A 19,535-nucleotide genomic window follows, 5' to 3' on the forward strand; every position below is an offset into this window, starting at 1 on the left:
GTGGGTCGTCACCGCCACGGCCGACGTCAACGACGTCACGCAGATTCTGCCCCTGGTCGACGACATCCCGCCCGCCGTCCAGCAGATCCGGCGGACCACGCCGTCGACCCGACGCGTTGCTCCGTGACAAGGGGCTACGACAGGAACCCCGACTGGTGTGAGTTGCGCAAGCGCCGCATCCTGCCGGTGATCACCTGCAAGGGCGCCCCGAACATCAAGGGCCTGGGCAAGCTCTGTTACTGCAGGCAGCGTCGGCTGTGGCAGTGGTCGTACTTGGCGCATCGGGCGCATCCGCACTGACAGAAGAGCCGGCACGCGCGCGTAGTTTCTCGGCCCTGCCCGCCTTGCTACTCACAACCCCTTTCACCACCGTGAGCGGTCGGTCTGCTGATCGACTGTGTCGGTGGTGGCTGGGACGATCGGCGCATGACGACGATCGACTGGGACTCCGCCGCCGACTCCTTCGACGAGGAGCCCGACCACGGACTGCTCGATCCGGTGGTCCGGCACGCATGGGCGCAGCGGCTGGAGAGCTGGCTGCCCGGCGAGCGCTCCGACGTGCTCGACCTGGGATGCGGCACCGGAAGTCTGGCCCTGCTCGTCACCGGGCAGGGGCACCGCGTCACCGCCGTCGACCGGTCGCCGCGCATGGTCGAGCAGGCGCGGGCCAAGCTCGTCGGGACGGGTGCCGAGGTGCTGGTCGGGGATGCGGCCCGACCGCCCGTCGGGAAGCAGCAGTTCGACGTGATCATGGTCCGTCATGTGGTGTGGCTGCTGCCCGACCCCGCGGCGGCCCTGCGCCACTGGTTCGGACTGCTGCGGCCCGGCGGGCGGCTGCTGATGATCGAAGGGGTGTGGGGCGGGGTGGGTCTCTCCGCCGAGCAGCTGACCGGGCTCCTCGCCCCGCTCACCGAGCGCATCCACCACGAGCGGCTCTCCGACGACCCGGACCTGTGGGGCAAGCACGTTGACGACGACCGCTACGCCCTGCTGGCGCGCGCCGAACCGCCGTACCGGCACACCGAGATCGTCGATGTGCATCTGATCCTCCGTCGCGGCCCCGACGTCCTGCTCGCCCGCCGCGCCCGTACGGGATATGCGGACGGGCTGTTCAACGGCCCGTCCGGACACGTGGAGGACGGCGAGGACGTCCGCGAGGCGATGATCCGCGAGGCCGCCGAGGAGATCGGCGTCGAACTGGACCCGGACGAGCTGCGGGTCGCGCTGGTCATGCAGCACCGAGGCCCCGGCGGCGCCCCCCGGACCGGCTGGTTCTTCGAGGCGGAGTACGACCCCGCCCGCCCGCCGTACAACCGTGAACCGGAGAAGTGCTCCGGACTCGCCTGGTTCCCGCTGGACGCCCTGCCCGACGACATCGTCGCGTACTGCCGTGCGGGGCTGGACGGATACCGGGCGGGGGAGCGCTTCCTGATCCACTGGCACGAGGACGGCGACACCGTGGCCTACCAGCCGCACGGCATCCGCCGCGCGGTCCCGCTGCCGTCGGGCGGGGCCCGCACCGGCGGGGTGCACCACATCGAGCTGTGGGTGCCCGACCTGGCGGCGGCCGAGGCGGGATGGGGCTGGCTGCTCGGCGAGCTGGGCCATGTGCCGTACCAGAGCTGGGAGCGCGGCCGCAGCTGGCGGCGCGGCGACAGTTATCTGGTGATCGAGCAGTCGGCCGATCTGACCGCGGGACCGCACGACCGGCTCCGCCCGGGGCTGAACCACCTGGCGTTCCACGTCCGGGACCGGGCCACGCTGGACGCACTGGTGGCGCGGGCCCCGGACCACGGCTGGCGACTGCTGTTCCCGGACCGCCATCCGTACGCGGGCGGCGAGGGGCACTGCGCCGCGTATCTGGAGGACGCGGCGGGGTTCGAGGTGGAGCTGGTGGTGCGTTAGGGGGTGGCGCCGGACGGGCTCGGCGGTGCCAGCAGTCCTGCGAGCCCGCCCGCCAGGGCCAGGCGTTCCAGCTCGTCCAGCGCCCGGCGGGCCGCATCCGCAGCCGCCGGATCGCGTGCGGCCAGGCCGCTCTCCTCGAACTCGTCCTCATCCAGTCGCAGTACGGAGGAGCCGTCCGCCGACACCCACAGGTCGAGATCCAGGTCCTCCACGAGCAGTTCCCCGTCGCGCAGCACGGCGGGCCGGGTGATGTCGCAGTACCAGCCCTTCAGCGTCCCCCCGCCGGTACGGACCTCCTTCACCGCGAACCACCGGTCACGCCAGTAGTGCTCGGTGAAGACATCGCCCGGCTCGAACCGTACGAAGCCGAAGTCGCGCACGCCCGGCGCGGCCCACGGGGCCGTCACCGTCACCCGGATGCCGTCGTCGCGTACGACGTCCGCCGGGTAGCGGATCTTCGTCCGGCCCGCCTTCACCAGAGCGACCTCAACCGAGCTTGCGTACATGCCGTACCTCCGTGGCGCAGATCCTGTAGCCGAACCATGTGTTGATCGCCAGCATCGGGCCGTTGTCCGCGTCGTTGCCGGTGTACGCGTCCGTGTAGCCGGCCGCGCGTGCCCGGTGCAGCGAGTCGTTCTTGGCGAGCTTTGCCAGGCCCTGGTTGCGGTACGCCCTGCGGGTGCCCGTCATCCCCGACCAGTAGCGGGTCAGACCGTCGGTGTTCGCCGCGCTGAACGCCGCGACCTGACCGTCCACCACCGCGACCGAGGTGAGCTCCCGGTCGAGACCGGGGTTGTTCCACGTGTGCTGCAGCCAGTCCTCGTAGTCCGCGAGCTCGGCCGGGGTGTCGCTCGGCTCGTCCGCCGTGGACTCGGCGTCCGCCTCGAACAGCGGCCTCGGGTCGTCGGCGAAGTCGGCGGCCGTGCGCAGCTCCACACCGTTCGGAAGCTTCTGACGGGGCGGCAGGGTGCCGTGGGCCAGGCCGAGATGGAGGAAGTGCGCCGGGCGGCTCGGCGTGTAACCGCGCTTCTCGGCGAAGACCCGGTTCGCCGGTTCGTCGAGCACCCAGGTGTAGACGGCGACGGCCCCCGCACCGGCCAGATACTCCTCGGCGGTGCGCACCAGCAGCGAGCCTGCCCCGCGGCCCGCGCGCTGGGGGAGCGTGTAGGGATTGCAGAAGCCCTGCCCGGGCTCCGGGCTGTCATAGGCGATACCGACCTGCGCGGTGCCGATGATCTCCCCGTCCTCCTCGGCGATCAGCAGCCGGTACCGCTTGTCGGGGTGGGCGGTCGCCTGCTCGAAGACGACCTGCTCGGGCGTGGTCACCATGTACGGGAGTGAGGCTCGCCGCACCCGTACCCAGGCCTCGGCATCGGTGGGCAGGAAGTCGCGCACGATGACTGTCATGCGCCGGACGGTACGCGGCGGTCCGGCCCGGTCGCCTCCGAATTTCCGCCGGTGGGGGAGAATCGGTGTGTGACCTTGAAGATCGCCCTTGATCCGGACGCCGGCACCGCCCCGTACGAGCAACTGCGCACGCAGATCTCCGAACTGGCCCGGTCCGGCGAACTGCCCGTCGGCTACAGACTTCCGACCGTACGCGGCTTCGCCGAGGAGCTCGGCCTCGCCGCGAACACCGTCGCCAAGGCGTACCGGGCGCTGGAGTCGGACGGGGTGATCGAGACCCGCGGGCGCAACGGTACGTTCATCGCCGCCGCGGGCGATACGGCGGACCGCAAGGCGGCAGCGGCGGCGCGGGAGTACGCGGAGCAGGCGAGGCGGCTCGGGCTGTCCCGCGCCCGGGCGGCGTCGCTGGTGGAGGATGCGGTGCGGGTGGCGTACGAGGGGTGACAGGGCGAACCGGAGCCGTCCGGTAGCCGTTCCGACATCGAGAGCCGGACGGGCTTGCAAGATGTCCTGACGCGCCGGACGGGCTCAACGGTTGTGCCCAAGTGCCGGACAGGCCTGATGTCGAGCCTGTCCGGCGATTGAGGAACACACCTCAGAGGTACAGTCCCGCGTCCGCTCCCGCGTCCTGCTTCGGTACCGACGCCGGCCCGGTGCCGCGCCGCAGTGCGTACAGCTCGGCCAGCGTCGCGCCTTCCCGGCCGAGCCCCTCCTCCGTACCCAGCCAGGACACCGCCTCCCGGCGGCTCAGCGGGCCCACCTCGATCCGGGCCAGGCAGCGGCCGGGCCTGACCACCGCCGGGTGGAGCCGTTCCAGGTCCTCATTGGTCGTCACCCCCACCAGCACATTGCGGCCCTGGCCCAGCAGCCCGTCGGTGAGGTTCAGCAGCCGCGACAGTGCCTGACCCGCCGTGTGCTTGGCCTCACCGCGGATCAGTTCGTCGCAGTCCTCCAGGAGCAGCAGCCGCCACCGGCCCTTCGCCGTGCCGTCGTCCTCGCCGATCGCGATGTCCATGAGATAGCCGACGTCGTTGAAGAGCCGCTCCGGATCGAGTACGCAGTCGACCTGGCACCAGTCCCGCCAGGACCGCGCCAGCGTGCGCAGCGCCGATGTCTTGCCGGTGCCGGGTGGGCCGTGCAGCAGGAGCAGCCGGCCCGCGATGTCGTCCGGGGTCACCTTCATCAGCCGGTCCATGGCATCGGCCACCGGTGCCGTGTAGTTGTTGCGCACCTCGTCCCATGTGCCGGCGGCGATCTGCCGGGTGGTGCGGTGCGGGCCCCGGCGCGGGGAGACGTACCAGAAGCCCATCGTCACATTCTCGGGCTGCGGTTCCGGTTCGTCCTGGGCGCCGTCCGTCGCCTGATCGAGGATCTGCTGCGCCAGCTCGGGGGTGGTCGCGGTGACGGTGACGTCGGCGCCGCGGTTCCACCGCGAGATGAGGAGTGTCCAGCCAACGCCCTCGGCGAGTGTGGCGCTGCGGTCGTCGTCGCGGGCGGCGCGCAGCACCTTGGCGGCGGGCGGCAGCAGCGTCGCCCCGGACTTCACCCGGTCGAGGGAGGAACTGTGCGAGTACGGCTGCTCGCCCGTCGCGAAGCGGCCGAGGAACAGCGCGTCGACGACGTCGGCAGGGGAATCGCTGTCGTCGACGGTGAGCCGGATCGGCAGAGCGGCCTCAGGGTTGGCAGACATGGCGCCCATGATCCGGCACGGAGGCACCCGACGCACCCAGGTTTCGCCACCTCCCGTCAACCGGCCCGCACATGGGCCGTTCACTCCGCGGCAGCGGCTTTGTCCGCCGGTGCGAAGGATGCCGGATTCCGGTGTGACGCAACCTCAGGAGGCCGTCAGGAAAGGCTCATCCGATCGACTTGGCATGGACACTTCCGGACCGACGGTGCTGCTGCTACCACTGAGTAGGCAGAGATCCTGTCGGTTCGGTCCAAGGGAGGTTCCATGAAAATGTCCAGACTTGTGGCGTTCTCGTCCTCGCTCCTGCTCGGTGCCGTACTCGCCCTCACAGGGGCAGCCACCGCGAACGCCGCATCGTCCGTCCAGGCCATCGACTATGTTGCCCTCGGCGACTCGTACTCCTCCGGGGTCGGGTCCGGCAGCTATGACAGTGCCAGTGGTGACTGCAAGCGCAGCACCAAGGCCTACCCCAAGCTCTGGGCGAACGCCAACTCGCCCGCGTCGTTCGCCTTCACCGCCTGCTCGGGTGCCCGCACCGATGATGTGACGGCCGGACAGCTCTCCCCGCTCAACTCCTCGACCGACCTCGTCTCGATCTCCATCGGCGGCAATGACGCAGGCTTCGCCGATGTCATGACCACCTGTGTGCTCCAGTCGGAGTCCACCTGCCTCAGTCGGATCGCCACAGCCCGCAGCTACGTCGACACCACCCTGCCCGGCAAGCTCAACTCGGTGTACACCGCGATCAGGTCCAAGGCGCCGTCCGCCCGTGTCGTCGTCCTCGGCTACCCCCGCTTCTACAAGCTCGGCGGCAGCTGCATCGCCGGTCTGAGCGAGACCGAGCGCTCCGCCATCAACAGCGCGTCCGACTACCTCAACGCGGCCACCGCCAAACGTGCGGCTGACTACGGCTTCACTTTCAGCGATGTCGCCGGGAGGTTCACCGGGCACGAGATCTGCTCGGGAAGCGCATGGCTGCACAGCGTCAACTGGCTCAACATCGGTGAGTCGTACCACCCCACCGCCGCCGGACAGTCGGGCGGATACCTGCCCGCCTTCAGCTCGGCCGCCTGACCGGGCGGAGCCCGGGTTCAGTCCTCCGCCGGGTAGGAGGCCCCGTTCGACGGGGTCTCCGTCCGGCAGGTCACCGAGAACTCCACCCCGTTCGAGGTGACCGCGATCGGACTCCTGACCTCCAGCGTGATCGTTCCGTGGTACGTGGTGTCCTGCTGGTACGTCAGTTCCGTGTGCGACACCTGCTTCACGCGCCCGTCACCGGAGCCGAAGGACACCGACTGCCAGCCCGGATCGGAACTCGTACCGTCCTTCAGTACCCACCGGTACTCGACCTCCGCCGGTGTACGCCCCACCGTGACGGTCGCCTCGACCGCAGGCGCCGATGCGTGAGGGGGAGGGCAGCTGCCCTCGTAACTGCCGCGCACCGAGGTGAGATAGACCGTCACTGTCTGCGGCGGCGGCTTGCTCGTACTGCTGTGGCTGCTTCCGCCGTTTCCCGCCTTGCCCGCGGTGTCCCCGTCGTCGGTGGAGCCGCTGCCGCCCTGCGCTCCGGCGGATCCGGGTGCCTCTTGCGCGGCGGGCGTCGTGTGCGGAGCACTGCTGCTGGTCGCACCCGGGCCGCTGCCCGTGGCACCTCCCGTGTCGCCTTCGTCGCCCCGGTCCGCGAGCGTCCAGACGATCCCGCCGATCGCCAGCAGCAGCACCGCCAGGCCCACGGCGAGCAGCGTGACCGCCCGGCGCGGCGGCCCGGCGGGAGCGACTTCGGCCGTCGTGGACGGGTCCGGAGCGGGCGGCGGGGGTACCGGAAGAGACGCCCGGGGCGTGAGGGTGTCGGCCGTCATCGTCGGACCGTACGGATCCGGCGTACCCGCCCCGGTGGCGCGTGGCGCCCCGCCCGCCGCGATGATGCGCAGCTGATGCTCGGCCTGTTCGGCGGAGAGCCGCTCGACGGGATCCTTGCGCAACAGCCCCTCGATGACCGGGGCGAGCGGGCCGGCCCGCCGGGGCGGCGGCAGCTCTTCGTCGACCACCGCCCGGAGGGTGTTCAGCGGTGTGTTCTGACGGAACGGCGAATTGCCCTCGGTCGCGGCGTACAGAAGCACTCCGAGCGACCACAGATCCGACTCGGGCCCCGGCGTGCGCCCCAGTGCGCGTTCCGGTGCGAGGAACTCCGGCGAACCGATCAGCTCACCCGTCATGGTGAGCGCGGACGTCCCCTCGACCATGGCGATACCGAAGTCCGTCAGCACCACCCGCCCGTCGTTGGCGAGGAGCACATTGCCGGGCTTCACATCACGGTGCAGCACCCCGGAGGCATGGGCGCTGCGCAGCGCGGCCAGCACCTCCGCGCCGATGCGCGCGGCCCGCTGAGGGGTCATCGGACCCTCGGCGTCCAGCACTTCGGAGAGAGCGAGCCCCCGGATCAGCTCCATCACGATCCATGGACGGGAGTCCTCGGTCGCCACGTCGTAGACGGTCACCACATTGCGGTGCGAGACCCGGGCCGCCGCCCACGCCTCCCGCTCCAGGCGCGCGTACAGCCTCTGTACGTCGGAGGAGGCGAGCCCCGACGGGGCGCGTACCTCCTTCACGGCGACCTCGCGCCCCAGCACTTCGTCGCGCGCCCGCCACACGACCCCCATCCCGCCCTGGCCCAGGGGGCCCAGCAGGCGGTAGCGGCCCGCGATCAGTCGGTCGTCGCCCGGCACTTCGCTCACGGTGATCCCCCATCCGCAGGAGTGGCGGCAGCACGGCGGAAACCTCTCCACGCTAGCTCAGACCGGCCCGTTCCAGACCCCCTTGCGCAACAATCCGCCCCTGCGGTGCAACCGCTCCCGATCTGTCCAACTCGCCCTGGAATCGAGCGAATTATGAGCCCGAGCGTCAACCTCCGTATATGTGTGCTCAATCCGACGACCGGGATACACGAGTGTCATAGTGGGGGGATAGGGTTAACCTGCCCGGGCCGGGTGCCCTCGTACGGGTGGGGAGTGACATGGAACAGATAGCGATGCGCAGCAGGCCGCGTGTGCCTGCCATCACATGTGGGAGCAGCGCGACCAGTTCGCGCCTCGACCGCCATCTCGCAGTGCTCGGCGGTCCCGCCGTCCCGCAGCGCGAGAGTGCGGAAGCGACGCTGCTGATGCTCGAGCTCACCTCGCGCGACGCCGCGCACACCCGCCGGAGCAGGAGCGCGCGTGTCTCGCTCTTCGCGCCGCTGCGGCGACTGCGGCGCTCGCTCTTCGGCGGCCGCCACTGACCCGACGGCCCGTCACCACCGGTCCGGCCCCCGACCGATCGCTCGTCCCTGACTGAACCGGCCCACCGCTCGGGCCGCTCAGGCGATCACACCGTCCCGGCGCAGCGCTGCTCCCTGCTCGTCCGTCATCCCCGCGGCCCGCAGCAGCGCTTCGGTGTGCTCGTCGAGCGTCGGTACGGTTCCCGTTCCCGGCTCCCGTCCCTGGTGTGTCGATGGGCGCGGCCCTGGTTCCGATCGGCACCAAGATGCACACCTGGTCCACGGCCGCGTGCGCGGCCGCCGCTCCCGGTCAGGCGGCGGTGCTGGCGGCGGCGAAGTATCTGGCGGCGACCGCGGTCGATCTGCTCACGCAGCCGGAGCGGCTGAAGGTGATCAAGGCCGAGTTCGCGGAACGCACCAAGGGGCTGGAGTGGAAGACTGTGCTGCCGGAAGGCTATGAGCCGCCGATGTACGAGCCGCCGGCCCGGTTCCTGAAGAAGAGCCGGACAGAAGTGGCCGCCGAACAACATCACCTGGCCGCCGAAGCGGGTCGTGTCGCACGAGAAGTTCTCCTCGCTGGGACCGGAGCTGACACCGCGGAAGTAGAGGGCGGGCGCCGGGGCGTGCGCGCGGCATGCCCCGGCACCGGGTGACCCCGCCTGGCGGCGGAAGCGGTGCTCAGGGATGCCGGAGCCGGCCCGGGTCACTCGCCGCCGCGGGCATGACGCCGTACGGCCAGTGGTACGAAGACCGCGAGCAGCACCGCCGACCAGGCGAGTGTGCCCGCTACCGGGTGGGCGACCGGCCAGGCGGCGTCGGCGGGCGGTGATGCGTTGCCGAACAGGTCGCGGGTGGCGGCGGCCATGGCGCTGATCGGGTTCCACTCCGCGACCGTCCGCAGCCAGCCCGGCAGGTTGTCGGTCGGGATGTAGGCGCTGGACAGCAGCGGCAGGATGAAGGTGGCACTGCCCAGTTGGCCGGCGACCTCCTCGTTGCGGATCAGCAGGCCCAGCCAGCAGCCCATCCACGACGTGGCGAACCGGAGGAGCAGCAGCAGCCCGAAGGCGCCCAGGGCGGCGAGCGGGCCGCCCTCGATCCGCCAGCCGACCGCGAGTCCCACCAGGATCAGCGGGACCATGCCGATGGCCGTGGTCAGCAGATCGGCGGCGGTCTGGCCGAACGGTACGGCGGGCCGGCTCATCGGTAGTGTGCGGAACCGGTCCATGACCCCGCGGTGGCAGTCCTGCGCGGACTGGAACATCCCGGTCATGATGCCGTTGGCCGCCGTCGACGCGAGCAGGCCCGGAACCAGGAACGCGCGGTACTCCTGGCCGGGCATGGCCAGGGCGCTGCCGAACACGTAGCCGAAGAACAGCAGCATCGTGATCGGCATGGTCTGGGTCAGGATCACTACGCCCGGGGCTGCTTTGATCCGCTGCAGATGGCGGCCCAGTACGGCCAGGCTGTCGGCGATCGGGGTGCCCTCGGCGGGTCCGGTGCGCTGCTCGTGGACCAGTACGGTGCTGCTCATGCTGCCGTCTCCTTCAGGGGCGGGGAGGTGCGGACCTCGCCCCGGCCGGTCAGGCGGAGGAAGACCTCGTCGAGCGTCGGCGGGCGCAGGCTCACATCGATCAGCGGTACGCCGGCCGCGTCGAGTTCGCGGACGATACGGGGGAGGGTGAGCGTGGTGTCGGTCGCGACGGCGCCCACGGTGCGGCGCTCGTGGTCGATCACCGGTTCGGCGCCGGTGAGCTGGTCGAGGACGGCCGCCGCCGGGATCAGCGCCGACGCTCGGGGGACGACCACCTCGGCGTACGAACCGATGAGAGCCTTCAGCTCGGCGGGGGTGCCGCGGTGGGCGGTCCGGCCCCGGTCGATCAGCACGATGTCGTCGGCCAGCTGATCGGCCTCCTCCAGATACTGCGTGGTGAGCAGGACGGTCGTGCCCCGGTCGGCCAGTTCGCGTACCGCCGCCCAGATCTGGTTGCGGCTGTGCGGGTCGAGTCCGGTGGTCGGCTCGTCCAGGAAAAGCACCCTCGGCCGGGTCAGCAGACTGGCGGCGAGGTCGAGGCGGCGGTGCATGCCGCCGGAGTAGGTGCGGGCCGGGCGGTCGGCGACGTCGGTCAGCTCGAAGCGTTCCAGGAGTTCGTCGGCGCGGCTGCGCGCGGCCTCGCCGCGGAACCGCAGGAGCTTGGCGAAGAGCCGCAGGTTCTGCCGGCCGGTGAGCTCGCCGTCGACCGAGGCGTTCTGCCCGGTGACGCCGATCGCCGCGCGTACCGAGCCCGCCTCGCGCACCACGTCGTGCCCCGCGACCCTGGCGCTTCCGCTGTCCGGGGCCGTCAATGTGGTGAGCACCCGGACAGCGGTGGTCTTGCCCGCGCCGTTCGGCCCCAACACTCCGCAGACGGCGCCCTCGGCGACAGCGAGATCGAGTCCGCGCAGCGCATGGACATCGCCGTAGTACTTCTCCAGACCTTCACTAAGTACGGCGTACGTAGTTGTCATGTGTCCCACCGTAGCGCACTACGTACGGTGTACGTAACTAGGATGGTGAGAGAGGTGATGATCGATGGTGGGGCGACCCGCTGTACCCGAAGTGATCTGGGCGCGCCCCGAGCGTGCGGGCCGCGGCCCCAGGCCCGCGTTCAGCCGCGCCGACATCGCGGCAGCCGCCGTCCGTATCGCCGATGCGGAGGGCTTCGACGCGGTGTCCATGCGGAAGGTCGCGGCGGAGCTCGGCTGCGGCACGATGTCGCTCTACAACTATGTGCCCCGCAAGGAGGACCTGTACGAGCTGATGCTCGACGCGGTCAGCGGCGGGTACGAGTTCCCGGAGCCGTCCGGCGACTGGCGTGCCGATCTCGTCGCGCTGGCCCATCAGGCTCGCGAGATGATGCACCGCCACACCTGGGTGCCGCGGCTCATGTCACCCGTGTACGGCTTCAGCCCGAACGCGCTGCGGTATCTGGAGTACACGCTCAGCTGCCTGGACGGGGTCGACGCACGGTTCGGCGAGAAGATGGAACTCATCGCCATGGTCAACGGCGTGGTGACCACCTATGTGGCCAACGAGATCGCCACGGCGGAGCGCAGCCGGTCGCTGCCCTGGTCCGAGGAGCAGGAGCACGCCGCGCGCACCGGCTATCTGATCAGCCAGATCGCGACCGGGAAGTATCCGCGGATGGCGGCGGGATTTGCCGAGGACCCCGGGCCGATCGATCTGGACGGGGTCTTCGACCGGGCGCTGCACCGGGTGCTGGACTCGTTCGACCGTTAGCGCGGATGCGCCCCGATGCCGTCACAGCAGCGCGAACTGCCCGTCCGGCCCCTCCTCCTGGTGGTCGAGCACCGACGCGGGCCGTCGGGCCGTCGCCGTGACCGGCAGGACACCGGCCGCCCGCAGGTCGCCGGTGGTGAGATGGGGGCCGTCGGTCAACGCCTGCTGTCGGGGCCGGAGTTCGGCGAGCAGCGCCAGCACGGTGATCAGTTCCAGCAGCTCCGAGGTCCACTCCCGGGGCCAGTCCCGGGGCCGTATCGCCTCCAGACCGTCGGCCCCGTCCGTCGCTGCCCGCCGCTCGAACCACAGCTCCAGCATCCGCACCCCGCCCACCCGGAACTCCCAGGCCCCCGCCGGCACCGGCGAGATGCGTCCCGTACCCAGCAGGAGCGCCTTGTCGTCGGAGTCGTACTCCAGCGTGCCCGGCGCGGCCGGTACCGCGGCCCGCACATAGGGGCGCCGCCCGCCGGGCAGCCGCGGGCGCTCCCCGCCACGGGCGCCGCGCAGCTGCAGCCGCAACAGTTCCCGGCCCAGTTCCACCCCGGCCCACCATCGTTCGGTGTCGGCGGGCAGCGGTACGACACACCCTGCGGGGGAGTGGCGGGCCGCCGTGACGATCCATGACAGCACGGACTCCGCGGTGACCGCGTCCCCGTGCCGGGCGCGCAGCAGCCCGAGCAGACCGGGCGCCAGATTGGGTTCCAGTCCACCGGGCCGCCGGAAAAGCGGCCGGATCCGGCCGGGGCGGCCCGCCGGGGAGTGGCCGTCGGGCAGCAGCGCCGTCACGGAGAGGGCCGGACCGGCGTCCTGCGGTACGTACCCGTGCTCGACGGCGAAAAGTTGGTGGCCGTCGGCGACCCGCCACAGTTCCGGGCGGGCGGTGTCGATCAGCCGGTGGTCGGGGATCAGCCACTGCTCGTCGAACGGGCCGTGCAGGATCCGTACCGGCTCGGGGCACGGGCCGGACTCCCGGGCGAACCGGGCGGTTGAGGTGGACTGTCCGGGCAGCGCCGCGACCGGAGTCTGCGGGGTACGGGAACGGGTGGGCCGGAAGAGAAGTTCGCGCTCGGCTCCCTCGGCGCGCACCAGCCGCGCCCAACGGGCCCTGAGGGAAGCGGCGTCCGGAGCCGTCACCCACTGGCGCCCGGTGCGCAGAGGTCGTACGGACCATGGCATGAGGTCGTCGAGCAGCGGGACGTCGTCGTCCCCGCCGGCTCCGGCGCCCGCCCGTGCTGCCACCGTGTCGTCCTCCCCGTCGCCACGTCTGCCCGCCCCAGGCATCGTAACGGCGTGACGCGGGAGGGCGGCGGGTCAGTGCGCTTCCACCGTCACCGAGAAGGAGAACCGGTCCCCCCGGTACCGGATCTGCGCCACGTCCACCACCCGGCCGCTCTCGTCGTACGTCACCCCCGTGTAGAAGAGGATCGGGCTGAGCAGCGGGACCTGGAGGAGCTCGGCGGTGGCCGGGTCGGCGAGCCGTGCCTCGACCGTGTCCGTGATCCGTGCGATCCGGACGCCGACGCGGTCGCGCAGCACCTTGGTCATCGGCCAGCGTTCGAGATCGGCGGCATCGAGCCGGGCCGCGACCTCGGGATGCACGGCGTTCTCCGCCCAGTTGGTGGGCTCACCGCTGTCGCCGTCGCAGCGCAGCCGCCGGTAGCCGACCACCTCCGTGCACTCCGGGAAGTACTCCACGAGATCGCCTGTCAGCGCCAGCGGACCATGGCCGAGAACCGTGGTCCGCTCGCCCGACTGCTGGGCGACGATCGCATCGATCGACCCGAGCAGCCGCACCGGCGACACCCGCCGGGCGCGCGGCTCGATGAAGGTGCCGCGCCGCCGGTGCCTGCTGATCAGCCCCTCCGTCTCCAGCTCCTTGAGCGCCTGCCGCATCGTGAGGACGCTGACGCCGTAGTGCGCGGCGAGCTGTTCCTCGGTCGGCAGCCGCAGCGAGGCGTCCTGGGCGCGGCCGAGTATGGAGGCGCGCAGGGACTGCGAGACCTGGTACCACAGCGGCAGTTTGCGGTTCAGGACCAGCGAGTCGGGGGCGAAGGCCGTCACCTGGGGCACCTGGGTCACTGGACTCTCCGTACTGCGACACTGCGGACGCGACGAGCGGGGGCTGGGAAGGGCGGGCTTCGCCTATGGCCGGAAGTTGCGTTCGAGACCCTGCCATACGTCGTCGTACCCGCGCTGCAGATGGTCGGCGGTTGCCGCCTGCCCGGTCGCCGTGACCGGCCAGCGGGTCTCGAACATGAAGGCAAGACCGGCGTCGATCTTCTGCGGCTTCAGCTCTGCCGCGCTCGCCCGGTCGAAGGTCTCCCGGTCCGGGCCGTGCGCCGACATCATGTTGTGGAGCGAGCCGCCGCCCGGCACGAAGCCGCCCTTGCCGGCCGTCTTCGCGTCGTAGGCACCCTCGATCAGCCCCATGTACTCGCTCATCACATTGCGGTGGAAGTACGGCGGGCGGAACGTGTCCTCGCCGACCAGCCAGCGCGGCGCGAAGACGACGAAGTCCACACCGGCCAGACCGGGGGTGTCGGACGGCGAGGTCAGCACCGTGAAGATCGACGGGTCGGGGTGGTCGTAGCTGATGGAGCCGATGACATTGAAGCGGTGCAGGTCGTAGACGTACGGGGTGTGGTTGCCGTGCCAGGCGACCACATCGAGCGGCGAGTGGTCGTACGTCGCGGACCAGAGGTTGCCGCAGAACTTGTTGATCACCTGGACCGGGCGGTCCTCGTCCTCGTACGCGGCGACCGGGGCGAGGAAGTCCCGGGCGTTGGCAAGGCCGTTGGCGCCGATCGGACCGAGGTCGGGCAGGGTGAACGGCTGGCCGTAGTTCTCGCAGACGTAGCCGCGGGCGGAGTCGTCGAGGAGCTCCACGCGGAAGCGGACGCCGCGGGGGATCAGCGCGACGTGGCCGGGGTCGGCGCGCAGCAGGCCCAGTTCGGTACGGAGCAGCAGACCGCCATGCTCCGGGACGATCAGCAGCTCGCCGTCCGAGTCGCTGAACACCCGGTCGGTCATGGCCGTGTTGGCGTGGTAGAGGTGCACCGCCATCCCCGTGCGCTGGGTGACGTCGCCGTTGCCGCCGAGGGTCCACAGGCCTGCCAGGAAATCCGTACCGGGCGCGGGCTCGGGCAGCGGGTCCCAGCGCAGCCGGTTCGGATCGGGGACGGACTCGGTGAAGGGGGCGGTGCGCACCGCGCCGTTGTCGATCCGGACGAACGGCGGGTGGGCGGCCGAGGGGCGGATCCGGTAGAGCCATGAACGGCGGTTGTGGGCCCGCGGTTCGGTGAAGGCCGAGCCGCTCAGCTGCTCGGCGTAGAGCCCGAGGGGCGCTCGCTGCGGCGAGTTGCGGCCGTGCGGCAGCGCCCCCGGGACCGCCTCGGAGCTGTGCTCATTGCCGAAACCGGCGGAGTGCGCAAGCGCTTCCGCCGTCTTCCTCGCCTGCTCGATGCCGCTGGTGCCGCCCATGCCGCGCTCCCGGTGCCGAAGAAATCCTATGGGTCACCGTAGGAATCAGATCGGGGCACGTCAACGGTGCGGGGCGGTGGCGCGCCGCGGATCCGGGGCGGAGCCGTGCCGGAAATCTTTTGGTCCGTCGCGCACAAGGGGGTTCCAAAAGTTGAACAATGCTCTACTCTCCCGCACATGTCGTGGACACGAAGACTTCTGGTGGTCCTGGTGGCACTGGCTGCCGCACTCCTCGCGGCCCCGGCCGCCCAGGCGCACGAGGAACGGCCGGTCACCCTGCCCGACGGTTCCGGCAGTGTCCCGGTCCACCGCGCCGGCGAACCCGATCTGCTGGTCTGCAAGAGCGACCGGGCCGACTTCGAACGCCGGATATCCGGCTTTCCGGCGAAGCTCCGGGCACGCAACCTCGAACTCTTCGAACGGTGCCGGAAGTCCGGCTACCGCCATCTGCAACAGGCCGTCGACAAGGTCGGCAGACCCGGCATGAACATCGCGATCCTGCCCGGCCTGTACGAGGAGGAGCCCTCGCTGCCCAGGCCGACGGGGGAGTGCGCGAGGCTCAAGGCACCCAACTCTCAGCTCGGCTACCAGATCCTGTCGTACGCGCAGCAGAAGCAGTGTCCGCACAACCAGAACCTGGTGGCGATCCTCGGCAAGAAGCAGCTCCAGATCGAGGGGACCGGGGCGGAGCGCACCGACGTCGTCATCGACGCCAAGTACCAGAAGCTCAACGCGATCCGCGCGGACGGCTCCGACGGCATCTACTTCAAGAACTTCACCGCCCAGCGCACCACGTTCAACTCGCTGTACGTGCTGGCACAGGACGGCTTCGTCATCGACGACGTCCTCACCCGGTGGAACGACGAGTACGGCTTCCTCACCTTCGCCAGTGACCACGGGCTGTACAAGAACTGCGAGTCGTACGGCAACGGCGACTCCGGCATCTATCCCGGCAGTGCGTCGGACATCAACGACGGATACGGCTACGACGTGCCGCGCTACTCCATCGAGATCACCGGCTGCCGGAGCCACCACAACATGGTCGGCTACTCCGGCACCGCGGGCGATTCCGTTTACGTCCACGACAACGAGTTCGACCACAACATGGGCGGCGCCTCGATGGACAGCGCCTTCCCGGGCCACCCCGGCCTCCCGCAGAACCACGCACGCTTCGAGCGCAACCTGATCCACGACAACAACGCCGACTACTACCCGTACGTCGCCGACGGCACCTGCGCCAAACCGCCCGTGGAGCGCGGCTACGAGGACGGTGTCGTCTGCCCGCAGATCTCCATGCCGCCGGGCACCGGCATCATCACCGCGGGCGGCAACTGGAACATCTACGAGAACAACTGGATCTACGGACAGCAGCGCGTCGCCTTTTTCCTGAGTGCCGTCCCCGCCTTCATTCGCGGCGAGAACGCCCTGGCGAAGCAGGTCGACACCTCGCACCACAACCGGTACGCGGGCAACCACCTCGGCACGGACAAGGCGGGCCGTTCCCGGCCCAACCGCACCGACGTGTGGTGGGACGGCCAGGGCGACGGCAACTGCTGGCAGTCGGACACCGGACCGTCCACACCGCGCTCGCTGCCCGAGTGCGGGGAGGCGCGCGGCGCGGTCTCCGGCCGCACCGATCGACTGGTGGGCGAACCGGTCAAACTCGCCCAATTGCTGGTCTGTGCCGACTACAACGTGCAGGCGCGGCGGCTGCCGGCCGGCTGTGACTGGTACGGCGCACGCGGCATCGAGCGCATCGAGGTACAGATCGCGCTGGGTGTCGCCCTGGTGCTCGTGCTGGTCGGCGGGGTGCTGTGGTGGCGCCGTCTGCGGCACAGCCGGCTCGCCACAGCGGCCACGCTGCTCGGCGCGATCGGCCTCGGGCTGGATGTGGCCGGCGCGACGACGGGCTTTGCGTCCTCCTGTCTGCCCGCGGTGGCGCTGCTGCTGACCGGGGCGTGGTGGACCGGCATCGGGTTCGTACTGCGCGGCGAGCGGCCCGGACTGGGCTGGACCACGATGGTGCTGGGCGTCCTGACCCTGCTCGACGCCTTCGACAAGGCCGTCCTGATGATCCCGTGGATCCCGATCGGCCCGGCCTGGGTGCGCGGCCTCCTCGGCGTCATCTGGGTGGTGTGGGCGGTGGTGGCTGCGGCGCGGCACGGTGAACGGACGGTACGGAGGAGGGCGGACCCGGGGCCGGACGCGGACGCCGATGCGGCGGACAGACAGGGTGGCGACGGGACGGGAGCCGGTGCGCACGCGGGGTCCGGATCGGCGGATTCCGGGCCGGACACGCACTCCGCGTCCGACCGGTCCGCCGCACCGGATCGGGACCGATCATGAAGCGAACCCCCAGCCCTCTGCGGCACAACAGGCTCAGCACGCTCAACAGGCGGACGGCGCGCACGGCTTCCCTCCGGCTCACCGTCGCCCTCCTCACCGCAGGCGCCCTCGTGGGCGGTGCGAGTGCCTGTGGCGGGCGGGCGACCACCCACCACCGACCCGGTACCAGTCATGAACAGGCCAGCGGCAGTGTCGGCCGGCTCCTTGCCGCCGACGACGGATCCGGTCACCGGCTCCGTCAGGTCGAAGCCGAGGGCGCCCCTGCGGTGACCGTTGCCGTACGGCCGGACTCCGAGGACGGGTGGAACGTCCATCTCTCCGTACGGAACTTCAGGTTCACCCCGGACAGCGTCGGTGGCGCGGCGCTCCCCGGACGCGGCCACGCCCTGCTCCTCCTCGACGGTCACCCACTGGCCCGGCTCTACGGCCCCTGGTACCACCTCCCCGGCTCGCTCGTCCGCGGTGCGGGCGGCGGCCGCACCCTCACGGCCCGGCTGTACGCCGACGATCACACCGCCTGGGCCGTGCACTCCACACCGATCCAGGCCACCACTCCGCTCACCACCGCTCCTCCCGTCGGCACGCCCGCCGAACCCCGCCCCGACCGGACTCTGGAGATCGTCATCTCTCAGGGCAAGGTCAGCCCCGCCCCCGGCCGCATCGAGATCAAGAAGGGGCAGCGCATCGAGCTGCGCGTCCGCACCGACCACGCCGACACCCTCCACGTCCACGGCTACGACAGGGAAGCGCGCCTGCCCGCCGGACGGACCACCACGCTCACCCTCACCGCCGATCGCACCGGGCTCTTCGAGGTCGAGACCCATGAGTCCGCACTGCTCCTGACCCAGCTCGTCGTACGGTGAGCGTCCTCGCCCACGGCATCGGCTCCCGGCACGACCTGCCGCTGTCCCCCTTCCATGCGTTCGCCGGCGCGTTCGCCGCCCTCTTCGTCTCGTTTCTCGCCCTCGGCCTGCTCTGGTCCGCCTCCCGATTCCGCGGGGACCGGGCGGGCCGCCCGCTCCCGGCCGCCCTGCAGCGCCTTGCCGACGCCCGCCCGACCCGTACGGTCGCGCGCGCCGTAGGCCTGGCCGCCGCCCTGTTCGTCCTCCTCCACCTCCTCCTCGGCCCGAACGGGCCGGAGCGCAACCCGGCCGCGGGCACCGTCTATGTGCTCCTCTGGGTCGGGCTCGTCCCCGCCTCGCTCCTCCTCGGTCCCGTCTGGCGACTCCTCAATCCCCTGCGCACGCTCCACCTCCTCGTCTGCCGCGCACTCGGCCGCGACCCGGCCGCAGGCCGCCCCCTCCCTGTACGTCTCGGCCTGTGGCCCGCTGCGGCCGGACTCCTCGCCTTCACCTGGCTCGAACTCGTCGCCCCCGACCCCGCGTCGTCCACCGCCCTCCTTCTCTTCTTCGTGCTCCACGGCGTTGTCCACCTCGCGGGCGCCGCCCGATACGGCGCCCGCTGGTTCGACCACGCCGACGCCTTCGAGGTCTACTCCGGCCTGCTCGCCCGGCTCTCCCCCCTCGGCCGCCGGCCCGCCGACAGCCGACTCGTCCTGCGCTCCCCGTTCAACGGACTCGACGCCGTCCCCCAGGTCCCCGGTCTCGTCGCCACCGTGTGCGTCATGCTCGGCTCCACCGCCTACGACGGCTTCTCCGACGCCCCCTCCTGGATCACCACCGTCCAGACCTCACCCCTGGGCCGCACCACCGCGGCCACGCTCGGACTGCTTGCCGCCGTCGCCCTCGTTGCCACCCTGTATGCCCTCTGCACCGGTGCCACCCGGCTGATCTCCGGTCAACTCCGCCACCCCCTCACCGCCTTCGCACACTCGCTCGTCCCGATCGCCCTCGGCTACCTCGTCGCCCACTACTTCACACTCTTCGTCACCGAAGGTCCACACACAGTCATGGTGGCACTCGGCACTGACAACCCGGTCCCGCCCGAACCGCCCCTGGCCCCCGGCGGCATCGCCACGCTCCAGGTCGTCGCGATCGTCATCGGGCACGTCCTCGGCGTCGTCGCCGCCCACGACCGGTCCGTCCGCCTCTTCCCGCCCGCTCGCGCCGTCGCGGGGCAACTCCCCCTGCTGGCCCTGATGATCGCGTACACCATCGGCGGACTGACCCTCCTCCTCGCCTGACCGCAGGTGTGCACCCGCCCCTCCAGCAGGG

General features: G+C 70.9%; 19 protein-coding genes and 1 pseudogene. 10 read left to right on the plus strand and 10 right to left on the minus strand.

What is annotated here, in order from left to right; genetic code table 11:
* Nucleotides 1-123 precede the first annotated feature (123 nt).
* Nucleotides 124-300, plus strand: coding sequence for a hypothetical protein (locus tag OHA88_RS34805; RefSeq protein ID WP_328628419.1), 177 nt, complete (start codon nucleotides 124-126; stop codon nucleotides 298-300).
* A 126-nt stretch (nucleotides 301-426) separates the two neighbouring features.
* Nucleotides 427-1,905: a trifunctional class I SAM-dependent methyltransferase/NUDIX hydrolase/VOC family protein gene (locus OHA88_RS34810; RefSeq protein ID WP_328628420.1), complete on the plus strand. Its 1,479-nt coding sequence runs from the start codon at nucleotides 427-429 to the stop codon at nucleotides 1,903-1,905.
* On the opposite strand, the gene OHA88_RS34815 is transcribed toward OHA88_RS34810, so the two are convergent.
* Both OHA88_RS34815 and OHA88_RS34820 read right to left on the minus strand, forming a co-directional pair.
* Nucleotides 1,902-2,411 (minus strand): DUF402 domain-containing protein, encoded by a 510-nt coding sequence (locus OHA88_RS34815; protein WP_328628421.1) that lies wholly within the window; start codon nucleotides 2,409-2,411, stop codon nucleotides 1,902-1,904. The two genes, OHA88_RS34810 and OHA88_RS34815, sit on opposite strands and share 4 nt — an antisense overlap.
* The gene (locus tag OHA88_RS34820) at nucleotides 2,392-3,312 is read right to left on the minus strand and encodes a GNAT family N-acetyltransferase (protein WP_328628422.1); all 921 of its coding nucleotides are present in this window, start codon (nucleotides 3,310-3,312) and stop codon (nucleotides 2,392-2,394) included. The genes OHA88_RS34815 and OHA88_RS34820 overlap by 20 nt, the downstream gene beginning before the upstream one ends.
* A gap of 69 nt (nucleotides 3,313-3,381) precedes the next feature.
* On the opposite strand from OHA88_RS34820, the gene OHA88_RS34825 reads away from it, so the two are divergent.
* Nucleotides 3,382-3,756, plus strand: a complete 375-nt coding sequence (locus tag OHA88_RS34825) for a GntR family transcriptional regulator (protein ID WP_267005969.1) — start codon at nucleotides 3,382-3,384, stop codon at nucleotides 3,754-3,756.
* A gap of 151 nt (nucleotides 3,757-3,907) precedes the next feature.
* Here the strand turns inward: OHA88_RS34825 and OHA88_RS34830 are convergent, their stop codons facing one another.
* The gene (locus tag OHA88_RS34830; protein ID WP_425896107.1) at nucleotides 3,908-5,002 is read right to left on the minus strand and encodes a DUF5925 domain-containing protein; all 1,095 of its coding nucleotides are present in this window, start codon (nucleotides 5,000-5,002) and stop codon (nucleotides 3,908-3,910) included.
* 264 nt (nucleotides 5,003-5,266) lie between these two features.
* Between OHA88_RS34830 and OHA88_RS34835 the strand changes: the two genes are divergently transcribed.
* Nucleotides 5,267-6,076, plus strand: a complete 810-nt coding sequence (locus tag OHA88_RS34835; protein WP_328628424.1) for an SGNH/GDSL hydrolase family protein — start codon at nucleotides 5,267-5,269, stop codon at nucleotides 6,074-6,076.
* Nucleotides 6,077-6,093: 17 nt separating this feature from the next.
* Here OHA88_RS34835 and OHA88_RS34840 read toward each other — a convergent pair whose 3' ends face one another.
* Nucleotides 6,094-7,737: a serine/threonine-protein kinase gene (locus OHA88_RS34840; RefSeq protein ID WP_328628425.1), complete on the minus strand. Its 1,644-nt coding sequence runs from the start codon at nucleotides 7,735-7,737 to the stop codon at nucleotides 6,094-6,096.
* Between the two features lie 278 nt (nucleotides 7,738-8,015).
* Between OHA88_RS34840 and OHA88_RS34845 the strand changes: the two genes are divergently transcribed.
* The gene (locus OHA88_RS34845; protein WP_267005973.1) at nucleotides 8,016-8,279 is read left to right on the plus strand and encodes a hypothetical protein; all 264 of its coding nucleotides are present in this window, start codon (nucleotides 8,016-8,018) and stop codon (nucleotides 8,277-8,279) included.
* 78 nt (nucleotides 8,280-8,357) lie between these two features.
* On the opposite strand, the pseudogene OHA88_RS34850 reads toward OHA88_RS34845, so the two are convergent.
* Nucleotides 8,358-8,480: pseudogene (locus tag OHA88_RS34850) on the minus strand (CoA transferase); the annotation flags it as partial.
* 5 nt (nucleotides 8,481-8,485) lie between these two features.
* On the opposite strand from OHA88_RS34850, the gene OHA88_RS34855 reads away from it, so the two are divergent.
* Nucleotides 8,486-8,911 carry a hypothetical protein gene (locus OHA88_RS34855; protein WP_328628426.1) on the plus strand — a complete coding sequence of 142 codons (426 nt, stop codon included), beginning with the start codon at nucleotides 8,486-8,488 and terminating at the stop codon, nucleotides 8,909-8,911.
* 50 nt (nucleotides 8,912-8,961) lie between these two features.
* Here the strand turns inward: OHA88_RS34855 and OHA88_RS34860 are convergent, their stop codons facing one another.
* Together OHA88_RS34860 and OHA88_RS34865 are read right to left on the minus strand one after the other, a co-directional pair.
* Complete coding sequence (locus OHA88_RS34860; protein ID WP_328628427.1) at nucleotides 8,962-9,789, minus strand: ABC transporter permease; 828 nt, start codon at nucleotides 9,787-9,789, stop codon at nucleotides 8,962-8,964.
* A complete protein-coding gene (locus tag OHA88_RS34865; protein WP_328628428.1) occupies nucleotides 9,786-10,763 on the minus strand; it encodes an ATP-binding cassette domain-containing protein in 978 nt (325 codons plus the stop codon). Before OHA88_RS34865 ends, OHA88_RS34860 begins: the two co-directional genes overlap by 4 nt.
* 64 nt (nucleotides 10,764-10,827) lie before the next feature.
* Between OHA88_RS34865 and OHA88_RS34870 the strand changes: the two genes are divergently transcribed.
* Nucleotides 10,828-11,535, plus strand: a complete 708-nt coding sequence (locus OHA88_RS34870) for a TetR/AcrR family transcriptional regulator (RefSeq protein ID WP_267005977.1) — start codon at nucleotides 10,828-10,830, stop codon at nucleotides 11,533-11,535.
* A gap of 21 nt (nucleotides 11,536-11,556) precedes the next feature.
* On the opposite strand, the gene OHA88_RS34875 is transcribed toward OHA88_RS34870, so the two are convergent.
* The 3 genes from OHA88_RS34875 to hmgA all read right to left on the minus strand — a co-directional run bounded on the left by OHA88_RS34875 (nucleotide 11,557) and on the right by hmgA (nucleotide 15,015).
* The gene (locus OHA88_RS34875) at nucleotides 11,557-12,774 is read right to left on the minus strand and encodes a type ISP restriction/modification enzyme (protein ID WP_328628429.1); all 1,218 of its coding nucleotides are present in this window, start codon (nucleotides 12,772-12,774) and stop codon (nucleotides 11,557-11,559) included.
* Nucleotides 12,775-12,846: 72 nt separating this feature from the next.
* Nucleotides 12,847-13,614 carry a GntR family transcriptional regulator gene (locus OHA88_RS34880; protein ID WP_267005979.1) on the minus strand — a complete coding sequence of 256 codons (768 nt, stop codon included), beginning with the start codon at nucleotides 13,612-13,614 and terminating at the stop codon, nucleotides 12,847-12,849.
* A 63-nt stretch (nucleotides 13,615-13,677) separates the two neighbouring features.
* Nucleotides 13,678-15,015 (minus strand): homogentisate 1,2-dioxygenase, encoded by a 1,338-nt coding sequence (gene hmgA, locus OHA88_RS34885; RefSeq protein WP_328628430.1) that lies wholly within the window; start codon nucleotides 15,013-15,015, stop codon nucleotides 13,678-13,680.
* A 177-nt stretch (nucleotides 15,016-15,192) separates the two neighbouring features.
* Here hmgA and OHA88_RS34890 point away from each other — a divergent pair, with 177 nt between their 5' ends.
* Genes OHA88_RS34890 through OHA88_RS34900 form a run of 3 tightly spaced genes read left to right on the plus strand, consistent with a single transcriptional unit; the run spans nucleotide 15,193 to nucleotide 19,504 of the window.
* Nucleotides 15,193-17,361, plus strand: a complete 2,169-nt coding sequence (locus OHA88_RS34890) for a right-handed parallel beta-helix repeat-containing protein (RefSeq protein WP_328628431.1) — start codon at nucleotides 15,193-15,195, stop codon at nucleotides 17,359-17,361.
* Entirely contained in the window at nucleotides 17,358-18,224 is an 867-nt protein-coding gene (locus tag OHA88_RS34895) for a hypothetical protein (protein WP_328628432.1), read from the plus strand. Before OHA88_RS34890 ends, OHA88_RS34895 begins: the two co-directional genes overlap by 4 nt.
* A complete protein-coding gene (locus OHA88_RS34900; protein ID WP_328628433.1) occupies nucleotides 18,221-19,504 on the plus strand; it encodes a hypothetical protein in 1,284 nt (427 codons plus the stop codon). The genes OHA88_RS34895 and OHA88_RS34900 overlap by 4 nt, the downstream gene beginning before the upstream one ends.
* Nucleotides 19,505-19,535: the final 31 nt, after the last annotated feature.

The organism is Streptomyces sp. NBC_00353 (genome assembly GCF_036108815.1).
Classification (GTDB): Bacteria; Actinomycetota; Actinomycetes; order Streptomycetales; family Streptomycetaceae; genus Streptomyces.